Below are 16,989 nucleotides of genomic sequence, written 5' to 3' on the forward strand. Positions count from 1 at the left end.
GCCTAACGGCCTGCGGTGACCGGGAGCACCACGGCGACGGTCTCGTCCGCCAAGTATTGCCGCGCTACGCGTTGGATATCTGCCGCGCTGACGGCCGAGATGCGCGCGGCCAGCGCGTTCTCGAAGCCGACGCCGTCGGGCGAGCTCGCCGAGCGGCCCAACAGCCACGCGGCGTCGGACAGCGAGGTGACCGAGAGATAATAATCTCCCAGGGCCAACTTCCTGGCGCGCGTGACGAGCTCGTCGGGCAGCGGATCGGTGCGCAGGCGCACGATGCCCTGTTCGACCTGGCGCAGCGCCGCGTCGATATCGCCGCTGCCGCCATTGAGGAAGATCAGGAATGATCCCGGCCGAGCTTCGTATTGATAGTACGCCCCGACGTAGTCGGCCGCACCGGCCGACCCGCCGGAACCGAACGAGAGCGCATGCACGTCGCCGCCGCGGCCCAAGAGCGCTTGGATCACCAGCATGACGGGGAAGTCTTTGGAGAACTGCGAGGGCGCGTTGAACCCGATCGCCAGCCACGGCGCTTGGACGTTGCGGTGCGCGACGATCTCATGCTGGCGCTTTTCGGCGCTCACCGGCGTTGGCGGCGGCGCGGAGCGTGCGGGCAAGGAGGCGAACGCTTTGCCGGCCGCATCGATGTCTTGGGGCGAGAGCGCTCCGGTCAACGCGACGATCGTTCCGCTCCCATATTGGTAGGTCGCGGCGAACTTCTGCATGTCTGCGACGGTCAGGTGCGCTAGGCTGGTCGGCCTGCCGCCTTGCGGGAACGCGAACCCGCTGCCTTGGTAACGGACCTGACGGACCATCGCGTAGGCGACGAGCGCGGGATTGGTCTCGTCGTCCGCAGCGGCAGCGCTCACTTCAGAGCGGGCCGCGGCGAACTGCGCGGGATCGGGCGCGGCCATCGCACGCGCGAGATCGGCGAGCAGGCGAGGCAGCGCGGACGTCTGGCATTCGACCTGGAAGCGCGTCGCTTCCGGGTCCACCATGTAGGCGACGGCGCCGCCCGCCGCCGTCGCGGTATCGGTAAGGCTTCGTCCGCCTTCGACCGGCGTGCGCAGGATGGTCGCAGCGGTGACCGCCGCTATTCCAGCGGTCAGCGCGGTCTGCTGCATCAGGCCCGCGGGCACGAAGACCTGCGCGCCGGCGATCGGCGAGTCATTCGATACTTGCGCCGCGACGATCACGCCGTTGGACAAGACGCTGATCGAGGCCGGGGGGAAATGCGCAGAGTCAGGAGCCGGTGCTGCGCCGATGAGCGCGCCGCTGAGGAGCGCTGCGCCAAGCGCAACCGCCGCGCGGAAAGTCGCCTGGTTCATCGTGCTCCTCCCTCATGGACCTGGACGCCGGGCAGCATGCTTGTCGTCGAAGGCGCCTGCGGTCGAGGCGCGACCGTCGCCGTCACCGCCGTCGCGCCGAGGTATGTCTTCGCCGCTTCGTACACGGCCTGTGCGGTCAGCGCCGCTGCCTGGCCATAGTAGTCGCCGTTGAGCGCGATATCGGTGACTGACGGCGCGTATGCGGGTGCGCCCTGCGCGAAGTACCAACCGTAGTTGTCGGCCAGTTCCTGCGGCGTCTGTGTGTCGCGCAGCGTATGGACCCGAAACGCTTCCAGCGCGCGCGAGAACTCCTGAGGCGGCAGCGGCCCGTCCAACAGCGGCTTCATCGCCGCGCGCACGACGCCGGCCATGGCGTCGGCCGAGCGCTTGCCGCCCGTGACCGTCACGTAGAACACGCCGGCGGTGCGCAAGGTGATGAACTGCCCGTTGAAATCCGCCTGCGGGTCGGCATCGGCCACCGCTTTTGCCACCAAGCCGTAGTCCGGGCGGGTGAGATAGTCCGAGATAAAATCCATTGCGGTCGAGGTGCGTTCGTCGCTGACCGACGGCCCGATCCAACCGAGCGCGACGCCGCCGGTGTCGGCGAACCCGGCGTTATAGGTCGTACCGCTCGGCTTCGCCAGAGATGACGCGGGCAGCGAGCCACCCAGCGCCGCGGGCGGTGCCGCATTGGCGATGCGCGCGTTCAGCGCGTCCTCGTCCAGGCCGCCGCCGACCACCACGACGATCTCGTTGCTCGGCACGTACGCTTGCGTCGCGTACGTCGCGGCATCGCTCATGTTCAGCGAGCGCAGCGTGTCCGGCCCGCCATAGGTCGATGCGTGAAACGGTCCGTTCGAGAAGAGCTGGGCGAAGATGCCGTCGCGCAGCAGCACGTCGGGCTCGCTCGCGGCCACCGCCTGCTGCTCGGCCAAGCGCAGCTTCCCGTCGCGAAAACCGGCTGCGTCGATCGCCGGGTGCAGCACGCGCGCCACCAGTGCGTCGGCGAGCTGGTCGGCGGCATTCGCCGGCGCGAGGACTGAGATCTCAGTCGAGCTTGGAAACACCGACACCATCAGCTGGCCGCCGTCGTCGCGCACCATGTCGCGCAGCGATTGCCCGTCTACTTTGGTCGCGATGATGCTCAGCGCGGCTAGGCGCGCGATGCCCGGCGCCGGCTCGCCGTAGCCGTCGGAGGGGCTGATGATCCAGACCTCGAGCGCGGCCGTCGGCGAAAGGGTCGCCCGCCGCACCGCGACGGTCAATCCGTCGGACAGTATCGATTCGCCGGCGGCGAGGGTGGGCGCTGCGACAGGCGCAACGGCGAGCGCCGGGAGCGCTAGCGAGAGCGCCCCGGAGAACACAAGCGCGGCAACGATGCCGCGAGGGATGAGCATTGCGATATGCCTTTCAGGCGATGCGCGTCCACGCGGACGCGCGACTTCTAAGCCGGTTCTGGCGGCGGGAACGGCAGCGCTCCACCCGCTTTGCGCGGCTTCTCTTCCTTCGGCGCTGCCGCGGCTGCCGCGGCCTGTTCGGGGAGGACGGCCTCGGGCACGCGCACGGGGGTCGCCGCGGGCGCGTCCGAGAGCAGCCGGTCCACGTCTTCGCCCTCGACCGTCTCGCGCTCGAGCAGCGCTTCCGCGAGCCGGTGCAGTTTGTCGATGTTGGTCTCCAACAGGCTGTACGACGCGGCGTAGCACGTGTCGATGATGCCGCGCACCTCGGTGTCGATCTGGCTCGCTACCTCTTCCGAATAGTTGCGCTCTTCCATGATGTCGCGGCCCAAGAAGACCTGCTCGTGTTTCTTGCCGAGCGCGATCGGGCCGAGCTTGGTGCTCATGCCCCACTCCATCACCATCTTGCGCGCTAACCCCGTGGCCCGCTGCAGGTCGTCGTACGCACCGGTGGTGGACTCATGGAAGATCAGCTCTTCCGCGGCGCGCGCGCCGAGCATGACCATGATGCGGTCGATGATCTCAGCTTTGATCATGAGATAGCGGTCTTCGGTCGGCAGCTGCATGGTGTGGCCCAGCGACATCCCGCGCGGGATGATCGTGACCTTGTGCAGCGGATCGGCATGCGGCAGCAGCTTGGCCACCAGCGCGTGACCGCTCTCGTGATAGGCGATCATCTCTTTCTCGCGCTGGCTCATGATGCGGCTCTTGCGCTCGGGGCCCGCGATGACGCGGTCGATCGCTTCTTCGCAGTTCTCCATGTCGATCTGCGTCTTGTTCTGACGCGCTGCGAGCAGCGCCGCTTCGTTGAGCAGATTTTCGAGATCGGCGCCCGAGAAGCCGGGCGTGCGGCGCGCGAGCACTTCGAGCTTGACGTTGGGCGCGAGCGGTTTGTTGCGCGCGTGCACCGCGAGGATCTGCGCGCGGCCGACGACGTCGGCCCGATCCACGACCACCTGGCGGTCGAAGCGCCCCGGCCGAAGCAACGCCGGGTCGAGGACGTCGGGCCGGTTGGTCGCGGCGATGAGGATGACGCCGACGTTGAGATCAAAACCGTCCATCTCGACGAGCAGCTGGTTGAGCGTCTGCTCGCGCTCGTCGTGTCCGCCGCCCAGACCCGCGCCGCGCTGGCGCCCGACCGCGTCGATCTCGTCGATGAAGATGATGCAGGGCGCGCTCTTCTTGGCCTGATCGAAGAGATCGCGCACGCGTGACGCGCCGACGCCCACGAACATCTCGACGAAATCGGAACCCGAAATGCTGAAGAAGGGCACGCCGGCCTCGCCCGCGATCGCGCGCGCGAGCAGCGTCTTGCCGCTGCCGGGCGGCCCGAGCAGCAACAAGCCCTTGGGGATGCGCGCGCCCAGGCTTTGGAATTTCTTCGGATATTTGAGGAACTCGACGACCTCGGCCAATTCTTGTTTGGCCTCGTCGACGCCGGCCACGTCGGCGAACGTGACTTTCGGCCGGTTCTCGGTGAGCAGCTTCGCGCGGCTGCGGCCGAACGACAGCGCCTGGCTGCCGCCGGACTGCGCCTGGCGCATGATGACCATGACGAAGATGATGATCAACACGATCGGCACGATGTTGATCGCGTACATCCACGCCTGCGTGTTGTTGTCGTTCGAGCCGTCGCCTTTGACGTGGATCCCCTTGGACGTCATCAGGTCGCCGAGCTCTTTGGCCATCTCGGCGTTTGGAATGCTGACTTTCTCGGTCTGGTCTCCGGCCAGCTTGGCAACGGCGCTGGTCGACCCCAGCGTGACGCTGCTGATCGAGTCGGGCGACTTGCTGACCTGCGCGACAAAATCGCTGTAATCGACGGTCTTTTGCTGGGTCGCGCTTTGTTTGTACCATGCGATGCCGAGCGCGACGAGCACCGCCACGATCGCGACTGCCAACAGGTACCGGACGAACTTAGCCAAGGCTGCTTTCCCCGAATGGGGCCTTTCTGTCCCGGGAACCGCCCCCGGAGTTTCTATCTCTATTACTACGTATCGGGCGGTCGGGAAGTTTAATGGAGGCTTGAACTGGTGTGCGCCAAGTGGCTTCTTGCTGGCGCCTGAGCTACCCTACCCTGGAGCATGCACAAATCGTCCTAGTGCGACCCACCCCACAAAACCGCCAACGCCCGATCGCCGCGGGCGACGAACGGCTCCATGACGCGAACGCCGATGGCTGCGACGATGCGCGTGCCCAGGCATAACAGCGGAACACTCGCGCGCCGATGCTTTGGAACGCCCGCTTTGGCGAGAAAACGCGCGAGCGAAACAGGCCGGCTGCGGCCCGAGGGCACGCAGGTGTCGCCTTCCCTTGGTGCACGCACCGTCAGCCTCGTGCCGGTCGAGAACGCGGACTCATCCAGGAGCATCGCGTGCTTCGCTGCCCGCGCTCGCGCGACGCGGCGCAAGCGCAAGCGCCCGCTCGTGTCCGTGGAGATCGCGCGGCCCTTGGGCACGACGATCGTCGACGTTGCCATTTCGGCGCCTATGGAGCGGTCGAATTCATTCGACCGTGCGCTGCGTGCGCGCACGATCAACCGGCCCGCCGATAGCTCGACCGAGGCTCGACCGGCGTGAAACGTGCCGCCGCGACGGGCGTGGATCGCTGCCGCGATCGCATCGCAGTGCTCGAGCTGGAAGTCGCGCAGCGTGCCGGCGGCGCGTTTGACGGCATGGCGGATCACTCGTCGCAGCAGCGGCCGCTCGAGCCGGCGCAGCGCGGCGACGGACAGGTCTTCGCCTGAACCGTTGATGCGCGCCGTCTCCCAAGCGGCACGCGCGAGCGCGTCAAGCACGGCCCTGTCGCCGGCCAGCAACGACGCCGAGCGCGCGATCGCCTTGCCTGAGCCCGGCACGATGCGTTCGAACTCGGCCAACAGGGCGCGCAGCGCGTTGCGGCGCAGCCGAAGGTCGGCGTTGGTCTGGTCGGTGGCATGCGGCACGCCGCTTGCGCGGATGAATTCGCGCAGCTCGGCTTTTCCGTATGCGAGCAGCGGGCGCATCAGGGTGATGCCGGGCGCCAGCGTACGGCGGGGACGCATCGCAGCCAGACCGTCGAGGCCGCTGCCGCGCACCAGCGCCAGCAGCGCCGTCTCGCTCACGTCGTCGCGATGATGGCCGGTGACGATCGTCGGCGCGCCAAGCTTCCGGGCGATGCGCACCAGTTCGCGATAGCGCGCCGCGCGCGCCGCGGCCTCACGCGAGACCCCGCGCTTTGCAGCCACGACGCGGCTGACGATGACCTTGGCGCCGGCGTGGCGTGCCTGCGCGCGCACTGCGGCCACATCAGCCGCAATCGCCGCACGCGGCCGCAGCCCGTGATCGATATAGACGGCGACGACGTGCGCTTCCGGCATCGCCTCGCGCACGAGCAGCAGCGCGGCTGCGCTATCCGAGCCGCCCGAGGTGGCCACGACGACCGCGGGCGCCGCGTTCGCGCCGCTACGAGCCGCGGCGCGCGTAGCGTTCGGTTTCGCGTTTCGCGTCGCGCGCTTTGATCGTCTCGCGCTTGTCATAGTGTTTCTTGCCGCGCCCGAGTCCGAGCTCTGCCTTCACCTTGCCGCGCTTGAAATACAAGCGCAACGGCAGCAGTGCGAGCCCTTTTTCCTGCAGCGTGCCGACCAGCCGTTTGAGCTCGCGCGCGTGCAGCAGCAGCTTGCGGTCGCGCCGCGGCTCGTGCTGCGAGAAGAACGTGCCCTGCTCGTAGGGCGGGATGTGGACGTTGACCAGCCACGCTTCGCGCCCCCGCAGCTTCACGTATCCGTCGACCAGCGAAGCGCCGTTGACGCGCAGGCTCTTCACCTCGGTGCCGGTCAACGCCAGGCCGGCCTCCATCCGTTCTTCGATCTTGTAATCGTGGAAGGCGCGCCGGTTGCTCGCGATGAGCTTTTCGCCGCTGGTGTTGGCGGTCATGCGCCGCCCTTAGACCGCGATGAAGCGCGAATGGCCTTCGGCGTAGACGTTGCCGGCGCCGTCGGACAAGACGGCCTTGCCGTCCAACACGTTTGCGCGCCGGCGCTCGACGTTGCCTTCGAGCAGCAGCGGCGCGCCGGTGGGCGCCGGCTTGCGAAAACGGATCTCGAGCTTGGCGGTGACCGCACGTGCGCCCGCGGCGATCGCGGCGTGCGCCATCGCCTCATCGAGCAGCGTCGCCACGATGCCGCCGTGCAGCATGCCTGTCCAGCCGCAGAACTGCGGGTCGATCGCGACTCGGCATGTCGCTGAATCTTTGCCGTATTCGAACTTGAGGCGCAGACCGAGCGGGTTGTCTGGACCGCACGCGAAGCAGCGGCGGTCGTCCTCGAGGCGAGAGGGCGCTGTCGATGCCAGAAACGCTTCGCGCGATGCGCTCACTTGATGTCGCCGCGCTTGATCTTATCGAGCTGCGATTGCGAGAACTCGGGCGCCTCGCCGTAGACGATCGCCTCGGAGAACGCGAGCTTGGCCTCGGGCACCTTGTGCACTTTGAGGTACACCGTGCCCAGCAGCGGCAGACCGTACTGGCCCGCTTCACCGACATGGCCTTTGTCCAAGTCGATCGCCGTCTTGAGGTACTTGATGGCCGCGTCGTACTGGCCGAGATCGTCCATGATCGAGCCGAGATGATAGAACGCGTCGGGATAGTTGGGCATCAGGTTGGGCACGTCCACCAGATAGGCGAGCGCGCGATTGGGATCTTTGAGGTCGACCTGATAGATGCTCGATAGATACTCGCGCGCCAGCACGTCTTTCGGCGATGACTCGAGCGCGGCGAGGAACTCCGCCTTCGCGCGGCTGGTCGAATTGTCGCCGAGCCGGTAGATGCCCAGGCCCACGTGCGCCGCGGCCATGTGCGGATCGATCAGCAGCGCGGCGTTGAAGGCGTCGCGCGCGTCCGGGCCGCGCGCGGTCTGGAACTGCGACATGAATAGATACGTGTAGCCCAAGCGCGTCTGCGCGAGCGCGTCGCGTGGATTCTTGGCCGCATCTTCTTCTTCTTGATTGGCGAGCTCGGTCAGCGCGTCGACGCCCAGATTGCGCAGGCTGGCGTTGAGGAACGACAGCGCGAACGAGTCGGTCGGCGCGATGGCGAGCGCCGCTTCGAAATCGACGCGCGCTTTGCCGAAGTTCTTCGTGTAGAACGACGTGAGACCGTCGTTGACATGCGTCAGATACGAGCGGTTGGAATACTGGTCGCCTTGCTGCGGGGCGGCGACGCTCGGCCGCGCGGACGCCAGCACGGCGCAACAGACGGCGAGAGCGATCAAAAGAGTGCGAGGAGCGGTCATCATGCCTTTCGTTACCAGCCCGCGGCGAGGCGCTCGGCTAGTGGTTTCGGGAGACTCGCGAGCGCCATGCGCTGGCGCACGCGCTCGATATCGTAGGCCACTCGGCGGATCTCGACCGCCGCGATCGCGTCGTCATAGCATGCGAATGACGCCTGCGGGTTACGGTCGCGCGGCTGCCCTACGCTTCCCACGTTGGTGATGTAACGGAATTCGGGAACGATGTCGATTCGCCCGCCATGCAGGAGCCGCTGCTGGAACGTCCTGCCTGCCGGGTCCTGGTAGTAGACTTCCGCCACGTGGCTGTGGCCGACGAAGGTCAGGGCCTCCACGGTGGCTTCGAACGCCCGCTTGGCATCCATCACATCCATTATATAGTCGAAATGGTGGACGGGGGCCCCGTGCACCATCGCAAAGCCGTCGACCCGCCGCTCCCTGGGAAGCCCGGCGAGGTAGGCCTGGTTCTCCGGCGTGAGCTGCGAGCGGGTCCATGACATGGCCTCGCGCGCGAGGGTGTTGAAGCGCTCCGCGCCGGCGCTGCGGACCGCCGCTTCGTCGTGGTTGCCGGCGATGGACAGCGCACCGCGTTCGCGCAGGAGGTCGCAGCATTCGTTCGGGCTCGGACCGTAGCCCACGATGTCGCCCAGGCACAGCAACGCGTCGACCCCCATGGCATCGATTTCGGCGATGACCGCGTTGAGCGCCTCGAGGTTGGAGTGGATGTCGGATATGATGCCGTAACGCAGGCGGTTCGACTTCTCCGATGGGGTGGGCTTACCTCCGGACCTCGAGCTTGTCGACGACTCCCTTCACGCCTTTGACGCCGCGCGCCGCATCGACGGCGACGGTCTGGATCGCCGGTGACGGCACGTCGCCGGTCAGCGTCGCGACGCCGTTGTGCACGCCCACGCCGATCTTGAGCGCGTTCACGCCGGTCTGTCCGGCGATCGCGACATGCACTTTGGTCGCCAACGTGACGTCGTCTGCGATCTCGTTGCCGGTCGGTGCTTTGGGATTCACGACGATGTGCGCATCGACGGCTTTGACGCCATCGATCTTGCGCGTGGCCGCGATGAGCTGATCGCGTTCTTGCGCGCTGCGCACCTCGCCGCGCAGGGTCACGAGACCGGGCGAGCATTCGATCTTCACCAGCGATACGGTCGCGGGGTCGAGCGCCGTCGCCGAGGCTCGCACCTGTGTGCAGACCCACGCGTCGCCGGCGCCGCGCTCGATGGTGCGCTGTGTTTGGTCCTGGTCGCTCTTGCTGCAGGCGACGAGCGTCGCTGCCGCGAGGATCGCCGACCCGAGCAACAGGCGCCTCATTTTGATGTCCATCTTCTTCACCTCAAACTTGACGTGCGTGAAAGCGGGCTGGCGTCGATCCACGTACCGGCCTCGATCGGCCCGCTTCCCGCGGGCACGTCCACCAGCGCGTCGGCGAATCCGAGAATGTGCATCTGCGCGGACGTGCCGAGCAGCGGATCGGCTTCAAGACCGCCCTCGGCGCGCGCGAGGGCGACCGGCACCAGATGTTCGAGTTCCGGATCGAGATCGAGCCGTGCGCGCAGGCGAGCGCGCAGGGGCAACGTCTCGTCGCGCTTGTCGTAGAGCCGCAGCAAGACCGGTTTGCCCAGCGTCTCGAGCATCACGAGTGCGGAGACCGGATTGCCGGGCAGGCCTATCACCGGCATGTCGCCGACCAGCGCCAGCATCGTCGGCCGGCCAGGTTTGGCGAGCACGCCGTGCACGATGACGCCCGGCGGTCCGGCCGCGCCGACGATCTGCGGCGTGTAGTCGCGCTCGCCGACGCTGGAGCCGCCGGAGATCACCACCGCGTCGCATTCGGCGCGCGCGCGCGCGAAGGCGCGCTCGAACGCATCCTTTCGATCGGGTACTCGATCGTAGGTGCGCGGCGCGAATCCCATCGCGCGCAGCGCCGCCGCAAGCGACAGGCTGTTGATGTCGCGCACCGCTCCGGCGCGAAGGTCGTGCCCGGGCGAGACGATCTCGTCGCCGGTGACGAGCAGGCCGACGACGGGGGTCGCGAACACGACGAGCTCGGCGACGCCGGATCCCGAGAGCAATCCGACCGATGCCGGCGTCAACACGTCGCCGCGACGGCGCAGCAGGTCGCCGCAGCGCACATCAGCGCCTTGCGCCGTGATGTGGTCCTCGCTGCCTTCGCCGTCGACGACCTCGATCGCCGCGCCCAAGTCGCGGCAGTCCTCTTTCTTGACGACGCCGGTAGTGCCACGCGGCAGCCACCCGCCGGTCGGCACGCGCATCGCTTGGCCGGACTGCAGCTCGGCCGGCGGAGCCGCGGCGCCCATGAGCACTTCCCCGATGACGGTCAAGCGCACGACCGCGCGACCATCGGCACCGCGCACGTCTTGCGCGCGCACGGCGAAGCCGTCCACGCTCGAGCGCGTGAAGGGCGGCACGTCCTCGAGTGCGCGCACGTCCTCGGCCAACACCCGCCCGGCGCTGTCCGCTCCGATCGGCACGCGTTGCGTGGCCGCGGTGCGGATAGGATGCGCAAGCACGGCGCTCAGGGCGCGCGCAAGGCTGACGCGGCGCAGGGTCGGATCGACTGTGGACGTCTGGCGCCCCTCCATGCTAGGTAACGACCGCGCACGTGCGCAAGTCCTATGTTAGAAGACCCTGATTTTGCTGCGCCGCGGCGAGGCACCCTTTCGAGCGGGGCCCTCGGGCGCCGATGGAGGCCACATGTACCCGCATTCGCTTGATGATATGCTCACGCAGACGGTGCTCGCGAGCGCCTCCGACCTGCATCTGGTCGCGGGCTGCCCGCCGACCATCCGCATCAACGGCGAGCTCGGCAAGCTGAACGACGACATCCTCAAGGGTGAGGACATGGACGCGCTCATGCACTCTATCCTGACGGAAGAGCAATACGACGCGCTCGTAAAAAACCGCGAGCTCGACTCCGCATACTCATTGTCGGGCATCTCGCGCTTCCGCGTGAACATGTGTTTCGAACGCGAGCATATGAGCGGCACGTTCCGGGCGATCCCGTCCACGCCTCCCAAACTCGAAGAGATGGAGCTGCCCAAGGTCGTCACCGAGTACACGCAAAAGCCGCGCGGCTTGGTGCTTGTCACGGGCCCGACGGGCTGCGGCAAGACCACGACGCTGGCCGCGATGATCGACTACATCAACCGGAATAAAGCTCTGCGCATCGTCACCATCGAAGATCCGATCGAGTTCGAGCACCACAGCGATCAATCGGTGATCTCGCAGCGCGAGGTCGGCAAAGACACGAAAAGCGAGCAGGCAGCGCTGCGCTCCGCCTTGCGCCAGGACCCCGACGTCATCTTGGTCGGTGAGATGCGCGACCTCGACACGATCAAGCTGGCGATGACCGCGGCCGAGACGGGCCACTTGGTGTTCGGCACGCTGCACGTCACCACGGCGCCGGAGTCGATCAACCGCATCATCGACGTCTTTCCGGTCGACCAGCAGGAGCAGATCCGCGTGCAGTTGGCCGGCTCGTTCGAAGCGGTGTTCACGCAGTGTCTGATCCCACGCGCGTCCGGTACCGGCCGCATCTGCGCGATGGAAGTGCTGTTAGGCACGCCCGCGGTGCGCAATCTCATCCGAGAGAACAAACCCTCGCAGATGATGACCGCGATGCAGACGGGCACGCAGCTCGGCATGCAGTCGCTCGAGAAGCATCTCGCTGAGCTGGTCACAGCCGGCAAGATCACGCGCGACAGCGCGATCGAGGCGTCCTCGCATCCGGAGGAGCTGCGCCGCGTGCTGGGCTCCGGTCCCGCGGCCCCGCGCTTTCCGACGCACGAAACAGCGATGCCGACGGCGCAACGTCCCTAGATGCTCGACCGGCGCCTCATCCGCGAACAGCCGGATCGCGTGCGCCGCTCGTTGGCACGCCGCCAGCTGCCGGTTTCGGTGGTCGACGATTTGCTCGCGCTCGACGCCGACTGGCGCACGGCCATCACCGCGATCGACGCCGCCAAGGCCGAACGCAATCAGATCTCCGCGGAGTTCGCCAAAGCCAAGGGCCAGCCGCCTGAAGCGCTAGCGCGTCTGCGCGAGCGTTCGAACGAGTTGGGTGAGCGCATCGCCACGCAGGAGCGGTCGGCGGAAGCGCTCGACCAGCGCCTCAACGAGCTGCTCGCGCACGTCCCCAACATCCTGGCCGACGACGTCCCCGACGGCGCGGACTCGAGCGCCAATCAGCTCGTTCGCTCAAGCGGTGATCCGCCGGCGTTTTCGTTCACGGCCAAACCGCACTGGGAGATCGGCGAACGCCTCGGCATCTTGGATTTCGAACGCGGCGTGCGCATCGCGCGCAGCCGCTTCACCGTCATCAAGGGCGAGGGAGCCCGGCTCAACCGCGCGCTCATCAACTTCTTCCTCGAGCGCAACACCACGGCCGGCTTCATGGAGATCGCGCCACCCTTGCTGGTCAACCGCGAGACCGTCGAAGCGACCGGCCACTTGAGCAAATTCAGCGACGCGATGTTCTCGCTGGATGACGGCTCGCTGTTCTTGTCACCGACCTCCGAGGTGCAGCTCGTCAACTTGCACCGCGGGGAGATCCTCGAGAACGACGAGTTGCCCAAGCGCTACACCGCGTACACCGCGAACTTCCGCCAGGAAGCCGGCGCTGCAGGCAAGGACACGCGCGGCCTCATCCGCCAGCATCAGTTCGAAAAGGTCGAACTGGTCGCGCTGGCTCAACCGCAAGAGTCCGCGGCGCTGCACGAACTGATCGTGCGCCAGGCAGAGAGCCTGCTCCAAGCGCTCGAGCTGCCATATCGCGTGATGCTGCTGAGCTCCGGCGATACCGGCTTCGCGTCGCAGAAGACCTACGATCTCGAAGTGTGGCTGCCCGGCCAGAACGCCTATCGCGAGATCTCGTCGTGCAGCAACACCGGCGATTTCCAGGCGCGGCGCGCGGGCATCCGCTTTCGCCCAGCGCCAAAAGCCAAACCGGAATTCGTGCACACGCTCAACGGCTCAGCGCTCGCTGTCGGGCGCACGCTGGTCGCGGTGCTCGAGAATTATCAGGAAGAGGACGGCTCGGTGCGCATCCCACGCATACTGCAGCCCTATATGGGCGGCACCGAGCGGATCGGTTGAGGTCTAGGCGGCTTCTGGTTTGAGTCCGGCTTGCAGTTGAGAGCGCAGCTCGGGGCTGTCTTGGTGTCCGTGCGCTGAGACCGCGTGTGAGACTGCCGCTTTGAGCACTTCATCGGGTCTGCCTGAGATGTAGAGCGTGCAGCCGCTGTCGCTGGGCATCTCGGCGCAGTCGATGAAGACGCGGGTGGAGGTGCTGGCCATAGGTGTCTCCTCGGTGATCGGGCGGTATGAGATCGGCGGCCTTGTCTGCCGGTCCGCCGGGTTGCCGCTATAGGACGGCCGCCGCGCCAAGTCCTCCGAACGCCCGTACCAGGCGGGGAGGTCGCGCGGCTGAGCGCAAACCTTGTCCCATGAAACATGCTAGCGCACTCGACGGCGTGACGGTCAAAGCGCCGCGCGTCGCGCGTCAAGACGAGATCCTGACCCCGGACTCCCTTGCCTTCGTCGCGGCACTTGCGCGCGAATTCGAGCCGCGACGGCGGCAGCTGCTGAGCGCGCGCGCGGAGCGGCAAGCGCAGTTCGACGCGGGCGTGCTGCCTGATTTCTTGAGCTCGACCAAAGCCGTGCGCGATGGAGAGTGGAAAGGTCCGTCGATCCCGGCAGACCTGCGCGACCGCCGGGTCGAGATCACCGGTCCGACCGACCGCAAGATGATGATCAACGCGCTCAACTCGGGCGCGAGCGCGTTCATGGCCGACTTCGAAGACTCGAACACGCCGACGTGGGAGAACCTCATCGGCGGACACGGCAATCTCATCGACGCCATCGAGCGCACCATCACGCTTGAGACGCCTGAGAAGACGTATCGGCTGATCGAGCGCCCGGCGGTGCTGCTGGTGCGTCCGCGCGGCTGGCATCTTCCCGAACGCCACGTGACGATCGACGGCTCGCCGATGTCCGGCAGCCTCTTCGACTTCGGCCTGTACTTCTTCCACAACGCGCAGCGCCTGCTCGCGCGCGGCAGCGGGCCGTACTTCTACCTTCCCAAACTCGAAAACCATCTCGAAGCGCGCCTGTGGAACGACGTGTTCAATTTCGCGCAGGACGCGCTGCACGTGCCGCGCGGCACGATCCGCGCGACCGTGCTCATCGAGACCATTTTGGCCGCGTTCGAGATGGACGAGATCCTGTACGAGCTGCGCGAGCACTCCGCCGGACTCAACGCGGGGCGCTGGGACTACATGTTCAGCATCATAAAGAAGTTTCGCAATCGCGCTGACTTCGTGCTGCCCGACCGCGCGCAAGTCACGATGACCGTGCCCTTCATGCGCGCCTACACCGAGCTGCTCGTGAAGACGTGCCATCGCCGCAACGTTCACGCGATGGGCGGCATGGCGGCGTTCATCCCAAGCCGGCGCGACCCGCAGGTCAACGAGGCGGCGCTCGCACGCGTGCGCGAGGACAAACAGCGAGAATCTGCCGACGGCTTTGACGGCACGTGGGTAGCTCACCCGGACCTGGTGCCGGTGGCCCGCGCGGAATTCGATACGGTGCTTGGCGACCGTCCGAACCAGATCGAGCGGCAGCGGCCCGAGGTATCGGTCACCGCAGCGCAGTTGCTCGACGTGCGCGTCCCGGGCGGCACGATCACTAAAGCCGGAGTGCGCGGCAACGTCAGCGTCGGGCTGCGCTATCTCGAATCATGGCTGCGCGGCACCGGCGCGGCGGGCATCAACAATCTCATGGAGGACGTCGCGACCGCCGAGATCGCGCGTTCGCAGATCTGGCAGTGGGTGCGCCATGGATCGCGCCTCGATGACGGCGAGGAGGCGAGCAAGAGCATGGTTCGCGCGCTCGAAGAAGACGAGCTCGCTGCCGCGCGCGGCGCGATGGACGACAAGTCGTTCTCGCACAGCCGCTTCAAGGACGCGCGCGAGATATTCGACCGCGTCGCGCTCTCCGCGGACTTCATCGAGTTCCTGACGCTGCCGGCCTACGAACTCCTGGACTGACCTGCGCGCGGGTGGTCAGTAGAGCACGCGCACCGAGTACTCCAGCGTCGTCTTGCCGTTGGCCGGGACCGTCATCGTCCAGGTCGCGGTCGCGCTCGATGTCTTCACGTGCGGCGCGTTCTCGGCGATGATCGTCCAATCGCCAGGCATCGGCTCGACGACCTTGAGCGTGACCGGCGTGTCCTTGGCGTTGCGCATCTCGATGGAGTACGAGCTCTCGTACTGATAGCGGTCGTTGAACGGCCCGACGCGCTTGAAATCGGTCTGCTTTTTCGTCGCGGTGACGTCGAACGATTCGCCGAGCAGCAAGCGGATGCGCTCCTTGCGCGCCGTGTGATCGATGCTATCCTCGCCGACGAATTGCGCGTTGCCGGACGAGTCCTTCTTATAGATGCGCACGACGCCCTTAGGCAGCGGCACGCCTAAGCCACCGCCGTCATTGCTGAACTCCAAATAGATCTGCGGCTTGAGACGTTGGCCCAAGTCGCTTGTCGCCTGCGTATAGTAGTAGTCTTCGCCGCGCAGTTCGAGCGACTTGGTCACCGGAATGGCAGAGGCCGAGAGCATCGCGACCTGTTTGGTCTGCTTGTCGGCGATCGTGGTGGGCCGGCCGAGCGTGTACAGATGATATTCGAACAGGGTCTGCTGGCTCATGGGTTCGTTGGCCGCTCGTACTGACACGGCGGCGAGCGTGCGGATCTGGTCCGTGTTCTGGGCGCGATTGACCGAGCCGGCCACCAGCTGCATCTTCGCGTTGTCGTAGCTCGTGCCGCTGGTGTTCGTCAGCGTGACCAGCCCGTTGAGGTCCAGACGCGTATCGTCGCCGTTGAGCACTCCGACGTAATCGGCATGCCACGACAGGCCGCCGGTGAGGTAGTCGAGCTCCAGCGACTGATCGCCCTCGTACGTGTTGTTGATGTCGGTCACCAGCGTCGGCCGATCGCGCAGGTTGGACGGGATCGACGGGAATGAGAGGCGCCCGTCGATGCCCGTCTCGATGCGGTTCGAGTATTGCAAGACGACGCCGTTATTGACAGAGAGCACCTTGGCTTGCTCGCGCGTCTCCGCGCCGGTGCGCGGGTTGGTGTGGATGACCGTCACGTCTTTACCGACGTACTTGTCGAGAAGCGTCTCCGGGCTGAGCAGATCGAAGTTGAAATTCTGCTCGATGACCGACACCGCGCCCGACGAGGTGAGGCTATGGAAGAGCGCGGTGGTCGGGTCGATCTGGGCGCTGACGTCGCGCAGCGCGAGCCGCTGCGTGCCTTTGGGCAGCGACATGCGGCGTTCGTCGCGCACCAGCGCGAGATTGTCGTTATAGATGGTGACGGAGACGGCTTGCTGATCGGCAAGCGTGCTGGTGCGCTCGCCGGGATCGGCCAGGGCCACGCGGCCCGTCGGTGCGAGCAGACAAAGGGTGATGAACAGCGCGCCAACGCGGTGATGCCAGCCTGCATGGGTCGACATGATGGTCCTCCCATAAGAAAATTCGGCCACCCCGTACGATTATACGTCGAACGGGGAGGCCGCGCGGTTCGAACTACGGTCGAATACATTCGACGGCCGAGTAAATTCGGCCACTACATGCCTACTTCAGCGGGACGTACAGCTCGCCGCCCGCTTGCTTGAACTCCTCCGCTTTCGCGCGCATGCCAGCTTCGACTTCCAGCGACGCCGCGTAATCGCGCACGTCCTGCGAGATGCGCATCGAGCAGAAATGTGGCCCGCACATCGAACAGAAGTGCGCCACCTTGGCCGCTTGCGCGGGCAGCGTCTCGTCGTGGAATTCGCGCGCCGTGGTCGGATCGAGCGACAGCTCGAACTGATCCTCCCAACGGAACTCGAAACGCGCTTTGGAAAGC

The 16,989-nt window shown here is 66.4% G+C and carries 16 protein-coding genes; 3 read left to right on the forward strand and 13 right to left on the reverse strand.

The features are described from left to right. Window positions 1-2 precede the first annotated feature (2 nt). From VKF82_03170 to VKF82_03215, 10 genes are all read right to left on the reverse strand, one after another. Complete coding sequence (locus VKF82_03170) at window positions 3-1,325, reverse strand: insulinase family protein (GenBank protein ID HME81059.1); 1,323 nt, start codon at window positions 1,323-1,325, stop codon at window positions 3-5. Next, window positions 1,322-2,722 (reverse strand): hypothetical protein, encoded by a 1,401-nt coding sequence (locus VKF82_03175; GenBank protein HME81060.1) that lies wholly within the window; start codon window positions 2,720-2,722, stop codon window positions 1,322-1,324. The genes VKF82_03170 and VKF82_03175 overlap by 4 nt, the downstream gene beginning before the upstream one ends. 47 nt (window positions 2,723-2,769) lie before the next feature. Beyond that, on the reverse strand, window positions 2,770-4,707 hold the full coding sequence (ftsH, locus tag VKF82_03180; GenBank protein ID HME81061.1) for an ATP-dependent zinc metalloprotease FtsH: 1,938 nt from the start codon (window positions 4,705-4,707) through the stop codon (window positions 2,770-2,772). A 173-nt stretch (window positions 4,708-4,880) separates the two neighbouring features. Continuing rightward, window positions 4,881-6,197, reverse strand: coding sequence for a tRNA lysidine(34) synthetase TilS (tilS, locus tag VKF82_03185; GenBank protein HME81062.1), 1,317 nt, complete (start codon window positions 6,195-6,197; stop codon window positions 4,881-4,883). A gap of 28 nt (window positions 6,198-6,225) precedes the next feature. Beyond that, window positions 6,226-6,696: an SsrA-binding protein SmpB gene (gene smpB, locus VKF82_03190; GenBank protein HME81063.1), complete on the reverse strand. Its 471-nt coding sequence runs from the start codon at window positions 6,694-6,696 to the stop codon at window positions 6,226-6,228. 9 nt (window positions 6,697-6,705) lie between these two features. Further along, window positions 6,706-7,137: a PaaI family thioesterase gene (locus VKF82_03195; GenBank protein ID HME81064.1), complete on the reverse strand. Its 432-nt coding sequence runs from the start codon at window positions 7,135-7,137 to the stop codon at window positions 6,706-6,708. Further along, window positions 7,134-8,054 (reverse strand): tetratricopeptide repeat protein, encoded by a 921-nt coding sequence (locus VKF82_03200; GenBank protein ID HME81065.1) that lies wholly within the window; start codon window positions 8,052-8,054, stop codon window positions 7,134-7,136. Before VKF82_03200 ends, VKF82_03195 begins: the two co-directional genes overlap by 4 nt. Window positions 8,055-8,062: 8 nt before the next feature. After that, a complete protein-coding gene (locus VKF82_03205) occupies window positions 8,063-8,794 on the reverse strand; it encodes a metallophosphoesterase family protein (protein ID HME81066.1) in 732 nt (243 codons plus the stop codon). Between the two features lie 28 nt (window positions 8,795-8,822). Next, window positions 8,823-9,371, reverse strand: coding sequence for a BON domain-containing protein (locus VKF82_03210; protein HME81067.1), 549 nt, complete (start codon window positions 9,369-9,371; stop codon window positions 8,823-8,825). Between the two features lie 17 nt (window positions 9,372-9,388). Further along, window positions 9,389-10,663, reverse strand: coding sequence for a molybdopterin molybdotransferase MoeA (locus VKF82_03215; GenBank protein ID HME81068.1), 1,275 nt, complete (start codon window positions 10,661-10,663; stop codon window positions 9,389-9,391). Window positions 10,664-10,775: 112 nt separating this feature from the next. Here VKF82_03215 and VKF82_03220 point away from each other — a divergent pair, with 112 nt between their 5' ends. Then, on the forward strand, window positions 10,776-11,900 hold the full coding sequence (locus VKF82_03220; protein HME81069.1) for a type IV pilus twitching motility protein PilT: 1,125 nt from the start codon (window positions 10,776-10,778) through the stop codon (window positions 11,898-11,900). Continuing rightward, the gene (gene serS, locus VKF82_03225) at window positions 11,901-13,175 is read left to right on the forward strand and encodes a serine--tRNA ligase (protein HME81070.1); all 1,275 of its coding nucleotides are present in this window, start codon (window positions 11,901-11,903) and stop codon (window positions 13,173-13,175) included. 3 nt (window positions 13,176-13,178) lie between these two features. Here serS and VKF82_03230 read toward each other — a convergent pair whose 3' ends face one another. Next, window positions 13,179-13,376 (reverse strand): DUF1059 domain-containing protein, encoded by a 198-nt coding sequence (locus VKF82_03230; GenBank protein HME81071.1) that lies wholly within the window; start codon window positions 13,374-13,376, stop codon window positions 13,179-13,181. Window positions 13,377-13,525: 149 nt separating this feature from the next. Between VKF82_03230 and aceB the strand changes: the two genes are divergently transcribed. Beyond that, a complete protein-coding gene (gene aceB / locus VKF82_03235) occupies window positions 13,526-15,127 on the forward strand; it encodes a malate synthase A (GenBank protein ID HME81072.1) in 1,602 nt (533 codons plus the stop codon). Between the two features lie 15 nt (window positions 15,128-15,142). Here the strand turns inward: aceB and VKF82_03240 are convergent, their stop codons facing one another. Both VKF82_03240 and VKF82_03245 read right to left on the reverse strand, forming a co-directional pair. Further along, window positions 15,143-16,594: a DUF4139 domain-containing protein gene (locus VKF82_03240; protein ID HME81073.1), complete on the reverse strand. Its 1,452-nt coding sequence runs from the start codon at window positions 16,592-16,594 to the stop codon at window positions 15,143-15,145. 121 nt (window positions 16,595-16,715) lie between these two features. Further along, window positions 16,716-16,989, reverse strand: a 274-nt coding sequence (locus VKF82_03245; GenBank protein HME81074.1) for a phosphomethylpyrimidine synthase ThiC, incomplete at its 5' end; no start/stop codon positions are given.

Source organism: Candidatus Eremiobacteraceae bacterium (assembly GCA_035314825.1).
Classification (GTDB): domain Bacteria; phylum Vulcanimicrobiota; class Vulcanimicrobiia; order Eremiobacterales; family Eremiobacteraceae; genus JAFAHD01.

Bases quoted from the DNA above. Each gene is read 5' to 3' on its own strand.
- serS (HME81070.1), top strand. From the start codon at position 11,901: ATGCTCGACCGGCGCCTCATCCGCGAACAGCCGGATCGCGTGCGCCGC.
- VKF82_03175 (HME81060.1), bottom strand. From the start codon at position 2,722: ATGCTCATCCCTCGCGGCATCGTTGCCGCGCTTGTGTTCTCCGGGGCG.
- VKF82_03170 (HME81059.1), bottom strand. From the start codon at position 1,325: ATGAACCAGGCGACTTTCCGCGCGGCGGTTGCGCTTGGCGCAGCGCTC.
- smpB (HME81063.1), bottom strand. From the start codon at position 6,696: ATGACCGCCAACACCAGCGGCGAAAAGCTCATCGCGAGCAACCGGCGC.
- aceB (HME81072.1), top strand. From the start codon at position 13,526: ATGAAACATGCTAGCGCACTCGACGGCGTGACGGTCAAAGCGCCGCGC.
- VKF82_03220 (HME81069.1), top strand. From the start codon at position 10,776: ATGTACCCGCATTCGCTTGATGATATGCTCACGCAGACGGTGCTCGCG.
- VKF82_03200 (HME81065.1), bottom strand. From the start codon at position 8,054: ATGATGACCGCTCCTCGCACTCTTTTGATCGCTCTCGCCGTCTGTTGC.
- VKF82_03210 (HME81067.1), bottom strand. From the start codon at position 9,371: ATGAGGCGCCTGTTGCTCGGGTCGGCGATCCTCGCGGCAGCGACGCTC.
- VKF82_03215 (HME81068.1), bottom strand. From the start codon at position 10,663: ATGGAGGGGCGCCAGACGTCCACAGTCGATCCGACCCTGCGCCGCGTC.
- VKF82_03240 (HME81073.1), bottom strand. From the start codon at position 16,594: ATGTCGACCCATGCAGGCTGGCATCACCGCGTTGGCGCGCTGTTCATC.
- VKF82_03230 (HME81071.1), bottom strand. From the start codon at position 13,376: ATGGCCAGCACCTCCACCCGCGTCTTCATCGACTGCGCCGAGATGCCC.